Here is an 11,650-nt window from a genome sequence, read left to right on the forward strand (position 1 = left end):
CTAATTTTTAAATTTTTCGTTTAAACAGTTTACAATTCTTGAATTGTAATTTAAGCCTGAGAATTTTCTTAAATAAATTGCTGTCCATATAAAAGGATGTAATCTTCATAAAACTGAATGAAAGATGAAAAGCAGAACAAAACTACGTGGTTATCAACGCCCCGTCCTTTTCAACTATTACAGTATGTTCTGCTTGGGAAACAAGTCCCCCCCGTATTTCCTTCAGGATAGGATACCCATACAACGCTCCGGCTTTTTCGAGCTGTATTAATGCTAGTCTCAGCTGTGCATCCGGCATGAGCTTTTGAACCCACCGGTATGCAAAGGGTAAGGTGGAGAAGTTCTTTTTAACGTAGCTCAAGAGGTTCCTTGCTTGGGGTAGCCTAACGGGCCGGTCCTTGAGGTACATGTATATCAGCGTGGGCGGTACTTCTATTACCTGCCCAGCCCCTGTGGTCGCAAAGGGCTCTATCGCTATAACATCCCCCTCTTTGAGCTCATAGCTATCATGCGGCCTGTAGATGTTTGGAATTGAAATGCCTGTGTGGAGTTTATATCTCTCTATTACATGCCCACTGAGGTTGACTATTGGGTTAAAGCCGTGTTTTCTTATGGTTTCTTCTATAACCTTCCCAATTTCGTTTATTTTTACCCCGGCTCTAATGACGCTTATCGCATTTTCTAGGGCTTCTCTTGAAGCTTTGATTAGCTCATCATCTTCCATTCCTACTCTCACTGTAAAAGCTGTATCTGCTATGTAGCCATCAACGTGAACTCCCAGATCAACTTTTAGGTAATCGCCCTCTTTGACTGCAGTTTTATCTCCCACATAAGGGGTGTAGTGAGCGGCGATCTCGTTTATTGAAAGATTGCACGGAAAAGCTGGTTTTCCTCCGAGCTCCGTTATTCTATTTTCAACAAACTCGGCTATCTCGTAAAGTGATGCTCCGGGTTTTATTAGCTTCAAAACTTCTTCTTTAACCCTCTTTGCAATTTCACCTGCTTTGAGGAGATTCTCAATTTTGTCTTCCACTTTTACCACCTAAGTTCACTCTCTATTTTGTTTTTAAAAAAGTTGTCTGATTTCTCGAAAATTTTTTAACGCCCTATTCTCCTTAAACAATGTGGTGACCCAATGCTAGAGCTTCGGAAGTACATCAACATCGCCGATGACATCTTTGTCATAAGAAATCTCATAGGAGCGCTCCTTCAAGGTATAGGTGTTGCTTATTTAATCCCAGTCCTAATTACGTGGATTTACAGAGAAGAGATGAAGTACGTTTATTATTTTGTTGTTCCTGGTTTGGCGTGTATCCTTTTTGGTGCATGGCTTGCCAGACACTCCGAACACATAGAGGATGTAAACCTGAGACAGGCAATGATTTCTGCGGCTTTCGTTTGGCTTTTTGCCTCTTTTGTAAGTGTGGTTCCGTTCATGAGAATAGCGGGCATGAGCTTTGTTGACTCTTATTTTGAGAGCATGTCTGCTTGGACTGGAACGGGGTTAACGATGATGCGCAATCTCGAAAGCTACCCCCATATAATCCTCTTCTGGAGAGCTTGGATGCAGTGGCTTGGTGGAATTGGTATAGTGCTGGTTGCCCTAACTATTTTGATTCGTCCTGGAGTTGCTGCGGCGAGACTTTATAGAGCGGAAGCCAGAAGCGAGAGAATCCTCCCAAACTTAGCAAATACATCAAAGATAATCTTCCAGATATATGCCGTCTTGACAGTTGTAGGTGTTTATCTATACTACATAAATGGCATGGGGCTCTTTGATGCCGTGATACACTCAATGACCGGGCTTGGAACGGGTGGTATGAGCTCTCATGATTTGAGCATAGGGTTTTTCAACAGCCTTAGCATAGAGGCAGTTACGATTTTTCTTATGATAATGGGCGCAACAAACTTCACCGTTCACTATAAACTATTCAAAGAAAGGTCTCTTGTGCCCTTCTTTAGGGATATTCAGGTTAAGTACATGTTCTTCTTTTTAACCCCTGTTATAGCACTCATTGGATATGGGCTTATGGTTTACGATGGATTGACAATTGGAGAATCATTCCGAGAAGCTGTGTTTCATGCAGTCTCTGCTATAACGTGTACTGGCTTTTCCATTTCCGATTTATCCCAGTATCCAGAGCTGGCAAAGCTTCTCATAGGCTTTCTGATGGTAGTTGGAGGAGGTGCTGGAAGTACGGCGGGAGGTATAAAGCTCATCCGCATAACCCTAACGTTCCAGACCTTGAAGTGGACCATTCAGCAGGCTATTCTCCCTAAGGGGGCAGTCATAAAAAGGAAAATTGGCGACTATATCTTTACGGAAGAAGACCTGCAGGAGGTTTTAGGGTTTACTATGACCTACATTGCTTTCTTGCTAATTGGAACCGTATGGGTCATGCTTAGGATTGGAGCCAGCTTGGCAGACGCTTTCTTTGAAGTTGCCTCGGCTCAGGGAAACGTTGGGTTAAGCATAGGGATAACATCACCCAGCTTGCCGCTGGACGTTAAGGTTCTCCTTATCCTTCACATGTGGATTGGGAGGCTTGAGATATTCTCAACCTTGGTGTTTATATTTGGCGTTGTTCTAATGGTGCCTAGAATCGTGGAGAGGAAGTAGGTATGATAAGAGTGGAAGATTTGAGCTTTAAATACACTGGAGCAAAAGAGTATTCCCTCAAGGATATTAGTTTTAGGGTTAAAAAAGGAGAATTTTTGGGCATTTTAGGGGCAAGTGGAAGCGGTAAGTCTACTTTATGCTTAACCTTTAACGGGATAATCCCCCATTCAATAAGAGGGGATTTTGAGGGCAATGTCTTTGTAAAGGGCTACAACACTAGAGAAGCTAGTGTGGCAGAACTTTCGAAAATCGTGGGGCTTGTTCTCCAAAATCCTGACTCTCAGCTCTTCAACATGACCGTTGAGGAAGAAGTGGCCTTTGCCCTTGAAAACCTTGGCCTGGATGTGGAGGAAATAAGGAGGCGGGTTTATTGGGCATTAAAAATTACTGGGCTTGAAGGTCTTGAAAAGGAATTCCCTCCAAATTTAAGTGGTGGACAAAAGCAGAGGCTTGCGATAGCCAGTGTTTTAGCCCTTAAGCCTGAGGTTCTTGTGCTTGATGAACCAACGTCCCAGCTAGATCCTATTGGTAGGGAGCAAGTTTTGAGCTTAATAACCCTTCTAAACAAGGAGCAGGGGATTACAATAGTTTTGGTTGAGCACAACACTGAATATCTATTTGATTTCGCTGATAGGATAATAGTTCTCGATAAGGGAGAGCTAGTAATGGAGGGAAAACCAAGGGAGGTTTTTGAGGAGGCGGATTATCTAAGGAAGCTTGGCATCAGAATTCCTATCAGCGTAAAAATAGGAGCTGAATTGAAAAGGAAAGGGCTTCTCAAAAAAGCTGCCCTAAATGATAAAGAACTCATAGAGGTCCTTAAAGCCCTGTTGAAGAGCTGAGCTTTTCCATCAGCAGCTCTAGGTAAGATTTTCTCTCAAAGTTTTTAATTCCCAGAGACTTTAGAATTTCCATAAGTCTTGGAACTTCTCTTTGCACTTCTTTCTCATCTTTTGCAAGTTTTTCTATCTCGACGAACTTTCCAAGCCCCTCTACATCGTCTAACGTGATGGTAACACCTTTCTCCACGTAGTATTTTTCCCTAGTTTTTTTCACTGTGAGAACCTCCTTAAAGCCAAGAAGCCTTAAAAGTTCAAGATATGCATCAACGTCCTCAATGCTGACCTCTATCTCTTTTCTGGTTTTTGAAACTCTGTCGATCTTGGGTCCCTTGTATGTAAGAAATGCCTCAAAATGGCCATTAAAGCGCTTTATCCTTATCCTCAATGCTTCATCTGTCTCTGCAAAATCTCTGCATGGGTGGTTGAAGTAGATGTCCTCGTGTATTTCCTTTCTCATAAAGTTAAATGTTTCCCTAACCCTTTCGAATACCTCCTCATCTGCGTACCCTTTGAGCTCAATCTCGATCATTCTATTCCCTCCAGGTTTCTTTTTAGCTTATTCAAGCATCTTTCGCAGTAGTCTTTCCCTTTATAATCGGTGTCGATTATTGAATTTGAAAAATACATTACGCATCTTGGATTTTCGCAATGACTAAGCCCAAACACATGGCCGAGTTCGTGCATTGCCTCCTTTATGGCCCTTTCTTTTAAAACCTCCCCATCTTTTTCGTTATAAAATTCTGCCCTTAGTCTAGCTAGTGATATTATGGCGGCTTTTAAGTAGGGATTGGCAAGTCCGAAGATGAAGTTCATGCCCTCCTCGTAGAGATCTGCATCCGTGATTCCTAAAACTGCCAAAAAGTCCTTTCTATGCTCCGCAACCTTTGCAAGGAAGAATCTTCCAAGAAATTGCCCCCTAATTGGATTGTAGGAGAAGAAGAGATCGTTTGCAGTTAAGGGAGGCAAAATTTCCACTTCAAACCCGAATTTTGAGTAGAATTTTTTGATATACTCCCCCACCGCTTTTAGAACGTCTTCTTCAACCTCTTTCATCACCAACGGAAGGATTCCTATCCTCACCTCTCACCCTCCAGAAGGGCGTGTTTATAGTAACCTTTATTAGGGTTTTTGCTGAATTCTTTCGGGTGGTTGTCGTGATCCCCAGATGGGATCACAGACTCAAAGACCCTGAAAGCGTGGCATTCGCAATTCTTGACGTTTTAGCAGACTTCGAATCAGAAGGAAAGCTGAAGAACCTGCCAAAATCCAAAAAATTTCCAGTAAAAACAATACTGGCAATACTCCTCTTTAAACAATACTACAACCTACCTCTCAGAGACGCCCAGCACTACGGCAGAAAATTCTTCGGAGCAAACATTCACTACTCAACCCTCCACAACTGGGAGAAAAAGCTGAACCTCGAAGAACTGACAAACCACCTCCTGAAAAAACTCCAGAAATTACCCTACGCCAGCACTCAAGCAGACTCAACCATTATTACAAATAAAAAAAGGGCAGGATAGAAGTTCAGGCAATAACGAGAATCCTGCCGGGTTTACTGTATCCGGTTGCTGTGAAGATCACAACTTCTGAGAACGAGCTGATTGAACTCCTGCCGGGGGGTTCTGGGAATTTTTATGCTGATGGGGCTTATGATTCAAAGAAAGTTCTGAACACTGTGGTGGAAAAGGGTTATCGGCCGATTGTTAAGAAAACTAAGAACGCTCCAGGTGGTTTTGGTAGTAAGAAGAGAGACAGAGTGTTTTCTGAAGAAGAGTACAGGCGTAGGAATCCTCATGAGGGGTTCTGGGGTGCGTTTACAACGTGGTTTGGCAGTAGGATCCCCTGTTTTCTGAAAAAGACTACTGTAACCCGAATCCTGCTTGGGGTAATGTGTTATGGTCTGAAAATCCTCCTCAGAGTCAAATACTGTTTAAATAACAGGGGGTGAAACTAAACACGCCCTTGCTCAGCAAAAGTTTCTTATGGTGCCCCGGCCGGGATTTGAACCCGGGGCGCGGGCTCGAAAGGCCCGCATGTTTGACCGGGCTACACCACCGGGGCGTCCAATATCCTAACGTTGAGATGCATTTAAAAACTTTTCGCTCAAAACCCTTTTAAAGGGCTTATGCGGGAGTTTAGTTATGAAAATGCTGGGGATAAAGGTTCCAAAAAAAGAGGCTGAGAAAGTTAGAAAAAAGCTCATCGAACTTGGCTTATTGGATACTAATTTTAAGGTCAAGCATAAGGGAGAATTTGTGGTATTCCCTGTAAAAGAAAAAGTAGAAGGATTTGAAACCGTTGAGGAAACTTTTGAAAAAGCCGAAAGGCGACCTCACAACTATAGGGAAGTTGTAGAAATTCCTTCCGAGCTTAAGCCATTTCTTCCATCATCCTTCGATATAATAGGAGACATCGCTATAATAGAACTTCCAGAAGAGCTCATCCTTTATGGAGAAAACATTGGAAGGGCAATATTAAAAGTACACAAGCATATAAAGGCTGTTTTTGCAAAAGGAAGCAGGATTTCAGGAGCATATAGGGTGAGAGAGCTCATACACCTTGCTGGTGAGAAGAGAACTGAGACCATCCACAGGGAAAACGGGATAAGACTAAAGCTAGATGTCGCGAAGGTTTACTTCTCCCCTAGGCTTGCAACAGAAAGAATGAGGGTTTTTGAGAAGGCTAAAGAGGGAGAGATCGTTTTTGATATGTTCGCAGGAGTTGGGCCGTATTCAATTCTTCTCGCAAAGAAAGCAAAGATAGTTTTTGCCTGTGATATAAACCCATGGGCCATAAAATATTTAGAAGAGAACAAAAAGCTGAACAAAGCTGAAAATGTTGTTCCAATTCTTGGAGATGTGAGAAAAGTAGCTGGGCAAATAAAAGCCGATCGCGTAATAATGAACCTCCCCAAGTTCGCCCATGAATTCTTAAAGGAAGCAATGATGAGCGTTAAAAGAGGTGGAGTTGTTCATTACTACGGATTTTCACATGAAAACAATCTCTTTGAAGAGCACCTAGAAAAGATAAACGGGGTTGCAGAAAAACTTGGAAAGAGCATAAAAGTTCTTGAAAAAAGGAAAGTAAGACCATATGCGCCGTATCAGTTCAATATCGCAATTGATTTTGCTGTGTTTTGAGGCTAAGCTTTCTCAAAATTTCGTTGCACCTTGTGAGGATGAAGTTTCTCAAAAAATTCTCATCAAATGGCGTGCTCCTCCTGTTGAGATAAGAGGTGTATACAGAGAGAGCATCTTCGTCTTTAAGCTTGTGAAGTGCCCAGAGAATATCTTCCTTTTTTAGGCTTTTTGCACCATTAAGGAGAGCAAGAAGTCTTGTAACCTCTCCTGCAGTTATATGGAGCATTTTTAAGTTTCTCGCGTTTAACTCACTTAGCTTGAGAAGTCTTTTAACCCTCCATTCGACGAGTTCCTCAAACCTATATCTAGGAAGAATTTGCGTTATATCGTCTCCATAGATGACCAAGTGGTTCTTCAAGAAATCTTCCTGGTAAATGGTTAAAAACTTAAAGGGAACTCCTTTGTTGAGAGGGTCCTTGAGATTCTCAAGGAACTCCCATGCTAAATCAACTTCAACCGCACCTGTATTTTTAGTACACTCCTCTAAAATTTCTTTTAACGATGGCAGAACCTCATCCGTGCTTTTAACAACAGCAAAAAAGTCAAGATCACTTACCTCTTTAACAAAATCCCCTCTCACGGCTGAGCCATAGAGAATTAGAGAGTAGAGCTCATCTAAAAGCTCGGAACGGCTTTTGATTTTGTTCCTTATGCAGTTGATAGGGAGATTATCCATATCACTCCCCCTTAAGCTTGGGTTTGGGCTCTGCGAGGCTTATTGCGCTGTTTGAACTCTTTATGTCTATTTTGTTCAGTGCTTCAACGGGAGAGGGAACAGCTTTTCTTTCCTCTTCGACTCTCCAGTCCATTTCATCCCCAATTTCAGCATTTAAATAATCCACTACTCCCAAGGGAGCTTCAATTATATACTTAGCGCTTTCCCTCGGCACATAAATCCTCCATGGACGGGCCCTTTTCAGATCTACCACCTCTCGGGAAGAGTTCAAGAAGATAACATCTATGCTCTGAAGCATGAAAAACATGTGGATTGAGGCATTTATCCTTGTCTCCGCTGGCAAAATAAACACGAGAGCATAGTCTATGGTTGGTTTTAGCATTAACCCCCTGAATCTCCTAAAGAACGTATCTGCAACTTTGACTTTTCCACTCCAGATTTTGCCCTTTGTTTTGTTTATCAGCATGCCAGATAAAGGATAACCCACTGTCTAAATAAGCGTTGCGACATATCCCACTTTTAATACTTGAAAATACTTTCAGTTGTTAACCTTCGGTTTAAAAAATAGTTATAAACTAAGGGTTAGCAACTGTAGTGTACAAACCAAAACATGTGTACAAGGTGGTGCATTATGGGTTATAGGATAACAAAAAAGGAAAATCTGAGTGCAATTGACTTTTTCATGGAGGTTGAGGCCCCTCACATAGCAAAATCTTGGAAGCCTGGACAGTTCGTCGTTTTAATCCCCGATGAGAGGGGGGAAAGGGTACCGATGTCAGTTTACTATGCAAAGGACGGAAAGATAGGGATGTTCATAAGAAGACATGGAGTCACGACTCTCAAGTTATGGCACGAATTCCATGTTGGGGATGAAATTCTAAGCATAACTGGGCCCCTTGGAAAGCCAATTGAAGTGAAGCACTATGGAAACGTTGTCTTCGCTGCGGATGCAGTATGTGCACAGGCGGAGTGCTACTCTACTCTAAAAGCTATGAAGGAAGCAGGCAATTACACCATAGCCATCCACAGTTTTGAGAATAAGAACAACACATATCCCGAGGAGTACCTTGCGAAGCCAGTTGCAGATGAATTTTACATCACAACGGAAGACGGTAGCGTTGGGAGGAAGGGTCACTACCTAGATGTTGTAAAGGAACTCATAGCACAGGATAGAGTTGACATAGTTTTTGCCGGTGGAAAACTCGGCTCCCTTAAGAAGCTCGCTGAACTAACCAAACCTTATGGAATTCCTACTATCGTTACAGTTAGGCAGATAATGGTCGATGGAACAGGCATGTGCGGCTCGTGCAGAGTTCTCTACGACGGAGAGATAAAGTTTGCTTGCAGAGATGGGCCCATGTTGGATGCCCACAAGATAGACTGGGATGATGCCATAAAGAGAAACGCCCGCTTTGCAGAGCAGGAAAAGCTTGCAAGGGAGCGTTACATTGCAAAGCTGAGAGAGAAGGGGGTGATCTGAATGGCCAGACCAAAGCTTATCAAAGAACGCGTTCCTACCCCGGAGATCCCGGTTAAAGAAAGAATAAAGACCTTTGTAGAGGTTAATATGGGCTACGACTTTGCCTCCGCGGTGAAGGAAGCCGAGAGATGTATCCAGTGCCCAGTTGAATATGCTCCGTGCATTAAAGGCTGCCCTGTTCACATAAACATTCCAGGGTTCATAAAAGCCCTCCGTGAGAGTTCTGAGAATCCAGATGAGGCTGTTAAAAATGCTCTCCGTGTAATATGGAACGACAACACCCTACCAGCCGTTACCGGGAGGGTATGTCCTCAAGAGGAACAGTGTGAGGCACCATGCGTCATGGGTAAAGTTGGGGATCCTATTAATATTGGGAAGCTTGAGAGGTTTGTTGCAGATTACGCAAGAAAACACGGCATAGACGAAGAACTCCTTAAAGAATTTGTTTCCGAGGAGAATGAGATAAAAGGAAAGGTAGCGATAGTAGGTTCAGGCCCAGCAGGGCTTACCTGTGCTGGGGAACTAGCAAAAATGGGCTACAAGGTGACTATCTTTGAAGCCCTCCACAAGCCAGGAGGGGTTCTCATCTACGGTATTCCTGAATTTAGACTTCCAAAAGAGATCCTTGACAAAGAAATAGCTAAACTTCATGAGTTGGGTGTTGAGATAAAGCTCGACCACATAGTGGGAAAAACGGTAACCCTCGAAGAGCTTCTTGAGGAGTACGATGCCGTCTTCATAGGAACTGGAGCTGGAACGCCAAAGCTCCTCAATATTCCCGGAATCCTCCTCGACAGAATTTACACTGCCAACGAGTTCCTCACAAGGATAAACCTCATGAAAGCTTACCTCTTCCCCGAATATGATGAGCCTATAGCTATAGGAAAGAAGACCATCGTGATTGGGGCGGGGAATACAGCCATGGACGCAGCTCGTTCCGCCCTCAGGATGGGGAGCGAAGTTATTATTGCCTACCGCCGTGGAAGAGAGGACATGACTGCCCGTATAGAGGAGATAAAGCATGCAGAAGAGGAAGGAGTTAAGTTCGAGTTCTTCCTAAATCCAATTGAGTTCATTGGAGACGAGAACGGAAAGGTGAAGGCTGTTAAATTCGAGAAGATGAGACCTCTTGAGGAGAGGGATGCCAAAGGAAAGAGGAAAATAGTTGGAACTGGTGAGTACGTCACGATTGAAGCCGATACCGTCATAATATCCATTGGTCTTGAGCCCAATAGGATAATAAGCGAAGAAGCGGTAGCTTTAAAGACTAACCCCGATGGAACCCTTATAGTCGATGAAAACCTCATGACCAGCATTCCTGGTGTCTTTGCTGGTGGGGATGCTATAAGGGGGGAGGCAACTGTTATTCTAGCCATGGGAGACGGAAAGAAAGCGGCAAGGTCTATAGACGAGTACATCCAAAAGAAACGTCTTCCAGCTTAGCTTTTTCTCTTTATTTTGAGGAGAAATAAAAATATGGAGTTAAATCTCCCCCTTGAGAACTTTTTCACCGAGTTCAAAGCCCTTTTTGAGGGCTCTTAGGTTTATGTTTTCGGTTCCCTTAGGAACTGAATCAAGAACGGCTTTCTCTATGGCCTCCTCACTCACGATACCGGTAAGCTTAACTAGGAGTCCGAGGGTTAGAATGTTCATTGTCAGGCTAAGCCCGGTGGTTTCTTCTGCTATTTCCGTTAGGGGAAGCGCAAAAACCTTGAAGTTTCTCTCAAGCTCTTCATTTCTATTTGGAACTAAGTCCTTCTCAACTATGACAAAGCCTCCTTCCTTAACAAGGGGGAGGTACTTCTCATAAGCCTGCTGAGAAAGCAAAATTGCATAGTCAGGAGCCAGTGCTTTGGGATAGTCTATGGGCTCATCACTTATTACAACTTCAGCTCTGCTTGCTCCTCCTCTTGATTCCGGTCCATAAGCTTGGGTTTGAACTGCATAAAGGCCCTCGTAGACCGCTGCTGCCCTCCCAAGAATAACACTTGCTAAGATAACTCCTTGTCCACCAAAGCCACCTATAAGGACTTCTTTTCTCATTCTTCCCACCCCATCATTTTCTTTGCCCTTTTCTTGTATGCCTCGTATTCCTCTATTAAGCTCGGCCTGTCTCTGTCTACGAACTCCCCAATGACGATTTTACCTTCGAGCTCTTCCGGGGGCATGTTCTTGGCCTTACTTATGGGAACTGTTATCTTCTGATACCACTTTATAAGCTCCGGACCCGTTTTAAGTCTGTTTCTTCTTCCAAAGCTTATTGGACACTGAGATAAGAATTCCACCAAAGTGAACCCCCTCTTCTGCAGAGCCTTCTTTATGCTGTTTATCCCCTGCAAGTAGTTGAAAACGCTCCACCTTGCAACGTAGTTTGCTCCAGCAGCAACCGCCAGCTCGGCAATGTCAAATGGATTTTCAAAGCTTCCATATGGAGCAGTCGTTCCTCTAAGACCTTTCGGAGTTGTTGGTGCTACTTGCCCACCGGTCATCCCATACGTGAAGTTGTTAATGAGAATGACAGTAACATCAAGGTTTCTTCTTATGGCGTGAATTAAGTGGTTTCCACCTATAGCGGCAGCGTCACCATCGCCCATAAAAGCTATCACTTTAAGGTCAGGGTTTGCTAATTTGATCCCAGTTGCAAAAGCCAATGCCCTTCCATGGGTTGTGTGGAGGCCATCAAAGTTCACATAGCCAGGAACCCTTGAGGAACAACCTATACCGCTTACCCACACTATTTCGTCTTGGTTTAGACCGAGATCATCAATAGCCCTGAGGGTATACTGTAAAACCGCTCCAATACCACATCCCGGGCAGAATATCGTGGGAAGCATGTCTTTTCTAAGGTATTTGTCCCTAATATCGTAGCTGGGTTTTAGGTACATCTTC

14 protein-coding genes and 1 tRNA gene are annotated in these 11,650 nt (G+C 43.5%); 7 read left to right on the forward strand and 8 right to left on the reverse strand.

All coding sequences use genetic code 11. The features are described from left to right. Nucleotides 1–142 precede the first annotated feature (142 nt). Complete coding sequence (gene map / locus ACZ5NL_RS08320; protein WP_464843423.1) at nucleotides 143–1,033, reverse strand: type II methionyl aminopeptidase; 891 nt, start codon at nucleotides 1,031–1,033, stop codon at nucleotides 143–145. Nucleotides 1,034–1,135: 102 nt separating this feature from the next. Here map and ACZ5NL_RS08325 point away from each other — a divergent pair, with 102 nt between their 5' ends. Both ACZ5NL_RS08325 and ACZ5NL_RS08330 read left to right on the forward strand, forming a co-directional pair. After that, complete coding sequence (locus tag ACZ5NL_RS08325) at nucleotides 1,136–2,620, forward strand: TrkH family potassium uptake protein (protein WP_464841839.1); 1,485 nt, start codon at nucleotides 1,136–1,138, stop codon at nucleotides 2,618–2,620. A 2-nt stretch (nucleotides 2,621–2,622) separates the two neighbouring features. Further along, the gene (locus tag ACZ5NL_RS08330) at nucleotides 2,623–3,462 is read left to right on the forward strand and encodes an energy-coupling factor ABC transporter ATP-binding protein (protein ID WP_464841840.1); all 840 of its coding nucleotides are present in this window, start codon (nucleotides 2,623–2,625) and stop codon (nucleotides 3,460–3,462) included. On the opposite strand, the gene cyaB is transcribed toward ACZ5NL_RS08330, so the two are convergent. After that, the gene (gene cyaB / locus ACZ5NL_RS08335) at nucleotides 3,440–3,991 is read right to left on the reverse strand and encodes a class IV adenylate cyclase (protein ID WP_464841841.1); all 552 of its coding nucleotides are present in this window, start codon (nucleotides 3,989–3,991) and stop codon (nucleotides 3,440–3,442) included. The two genes, ACZ5NL_RS08330 and cyaB, sit on opposite strands and share 23 nt — an antisense overlap. After that, a complete protein-coding gene (locus tag ACZ5NL_RS08340; protein ID WP_464841842.1) occupies nucleotides 3,988–4,542 on the reverse strand; it encodes an archaemetzincin family Zn-dependent metalloprotease in 555 nt (184 codons plus the stop codon). The genes cyaB and ACZ5NL_RS08340 overlap by 4 nt, the downstream gene beginning before the upstream one ends. Nucleotides 4,543–4,607: 65 nt before the next feature. On the opposite strand from ACZ5NL_RS08340, the gene ACZ5NL_RS08345 reads away from it, so the two are divergent. Continuing rightward, the gene (locus ACZ5NL_RS08345; RefSeq protein WP_464841843.1) at nucleotides 4,608–4,985 is read left to right on the forward strand and encodes a hypothetical protein; all 378 of its coding nucleotides are present in this window, start codon (nucleotides 4,608–4,610) and stop codon (nucleotides 4,983–4,985) included. A gap of 50 nt (nucleotides 4,986–5,035) precedes the next feature. Further along, nucleotides 5,036–5,413: a hypothetical protein gene (locus ACZ5NL_RS08350; protein ID WP_042697605.1), complete on the forward strand. Its 378-nt coding sequence runs from the start codon at nucleotides 5,036–5,038 to the stop codon at nucleotides 5,411–5,413. 35 nt (nucleotides 5,414–5,448) lie between these two features. Here the strand turns inward: ACZ5NL_RS08350 and ACZ5NL_RS08355 are convergent. Then, nucleotides 5,449–5,526, reverse strand: a tRNA-Glu gene (locus ACZ5NL_RS08355). Between the two features lie 86 nt (nucleotides 5,527–5,612). Between ACZ5NL_RS08355 and trm5b the strand changes: the two genes are divergently transcribed. Then, nucleotides 5,613–6,605, forward strand: a complete 993-nt coding sequence (trm5b, locus tag ACZ5NL_RS08360) for a tRNA (guanine(37)-N1)-methyltransferase Trm5b (RefSeq protein ID WP_464843425.1) — start codon at nucleotides 5,613–5,615, stop codon at nucleotides 6,603–6,605. Here the strand turns inward: trm5b and ACZ5NL_RS08365 are convergent. Together ACZ5NL_RS08365 and ACZ5NL_RS08370 are read right to left on the reverse strand one after the other, a co-directional pair. After that, nucleotides 6,574–7,281: a nucleotidyltransferase domain-containing protein gene (locus ACZ5NL_RS08365; protein ID WP_464841844.1), complete on the reverse strand. Its 708-nt coding sequence runs from the start codon at nucleotides 7,279–7,281 to the stop codon at nucleotides 6,574–6,576. The two genes, trm5b and ACZ5NL_RS08365, sit on opposite strands and share 32 nt — an antisense overlap. Before the next feature lies 1 nt (nucleotide 7,282). Continuing rightward, complete coding sequence (locus ACZ5NL_RS08370; RefSeq protein ID WP_464841845.1) at nucleotides 7,283–7,747, reverse strand: DUF192 domain-containing protein; 465 nt, start codon at nucleotides 7,745–7,747, stop codon at nucleotides 7,283–7,285. Between the two features lie 165 nt (nucleotides 7,748–7,912). On the opposite strand from ACZ5NL_RS08370, the gene ACZ5NL_RS08375 reads away from it, so the two are divergent. Both ACZ5NL_RS08375 and gltA read left to right on the forward strand, forming a co-directional pair. Continuing rightward, the gene (locus ACZ5NL_RS08375) at nucleotides 7,913–8,761 is read left to right on the forward strand and encodes a sulfide/dihydroorotate dehydrogenase-like FAD/NAD-binding protein (RefSeq protein ID WP_464841846.1); all 849 of its coding nucleotides are present in this window, start codon (nucleotides 7,913–7,915) and stop codon (nucleotides 8,759–8,761) included. After that, the gene (gene gltA, locus ACZ5NL_RS08380) at nucleotides 8,762–10,204 is read left to right on the forward strand and encodes an NADPH-dependent glutamate synthase (RefSeq protein WP_464841847.1); all 1,443 of its coding nucleotides are present in this window, start codon (nucleotides 8,762–8,764) and stop codon (nucleotides 10,202–10,204) included. A gap of 39 nt (nucleotides 10,205–10,243) precedes the next feature. Here the strand turns inward: gltA and ACZ5NL_RS08385 are convergent, their stop codons facing one another. Together ACZ5NL_RS08385 and ACZ5NL_RS08390 are read right to left on the reverse strand one after the other, a co-directional pair. Further along, the gene (locus ACZ5NL_RS08385; RefSeq protein WP_464841849.1) at nucleotides 10,244–10,804 is read right to left on the reverse strand and encodes a 2-oxoacid:ferredoxin oxidoreductase subunit gamma; all 561 of its coding nucleotides are present in this window, start codon (nucleotides 10,802–10,804) and stop codon (nucleotides 10,244–10,246) included. Beyond that, a complete protein-coding gene (locus ACZ5NL_RS08390; RefSeq protein WP_464841851.1) occupies nucleotides 10,801–11,646 on the reverse strand; it encodes a 2-oxoacid:ferredoxin oxidoreductase subunit beta in 846 nt (281 codons plus the stop codon). The genes ACZ5NL_RS08385 and ACZ5NL_RS08390 overlap by 4 nt, the downstream gene beginning before the upstream one ends. Nucleotides 11,647–11,650 lie beyond the last annotated feature (4 nt).

It is taken from the genome of Thermococcus aegaeus (assembly GCF_055393685.1).

Bases quoted from the DNA above. Each gene is read 5' to 3' on its own strand.
- ACZ5NL_RS08385 (WP_464841849.1), bottom strand. From the start codon at position 10,804: ATGAGAAAAGAAGTCCTTATAGGTGGCTTTGGTGGACAAGGAGTTATC.
- gltA (WP_464841847.1), top strand. From the start codon at position 8,762: ATGGCCAGACCAAAGCTTATCAAAGAACGCGTTCCTACCCCGGAGATC.
- ACZ5NL_RS08325 (WP_464841839.1), top strand. From the start codon at position 1,136: ATGCTAGAGCTTCGGAAGTACATCAACATCGCCGATGACATCTTTGTC.
- ACZ5NL_RS08330 (WP_464841840.1), top strand. From the start codon at position 2,623: ATGATAAGAGTGGAAGATTTGAGCTTTAAATACACTGGAGCAAAAGAG.
- ACZ5NL_RS08390 (WP_464841851.1), bottom strand. From the start codon at position 11,646: ATGTACCTAAAACCCAGCTACGATATTAGGGACAAATACCTTAGAAAA.
- ACZ5NL_RS08370 (WP_464841845.1), bottom strand. From the start codon at position 7,747: ATGCTGATAAACAAAACAAAGGGCAAAATCTGGAGTGGAAAAGTCAAA.
- ACZ5NL_RS08365 (WP_464841844.1), bottom strand. From the start codon at position 7,281: ATGGATAATCTCCCTATCAACTGCATAAGGAACAAAATCAAAAGCCGT.
- ACZ5NL_RS08375 (WP_464841846.1), top strand. From the start codon at position 7,913: ATGGGTTATAGGATAACAAAAAAGGAAAATCTGAGTGCAATTGACTTT.
- cyaB (WP_464841841.1), bottom strand. From the start codon at position 3,991: ATGATCGAGATTGAGCTCAAAGGGTACGCAGATGAGGAGGTATTCGAA.
- trm5b (WP_464843425.1), top strand. From the start codon at position 5,613: ATGCTGGGGATAAAGGTTCCAAAAAAAGAGGCTGAGAAAGTTAGAAAA.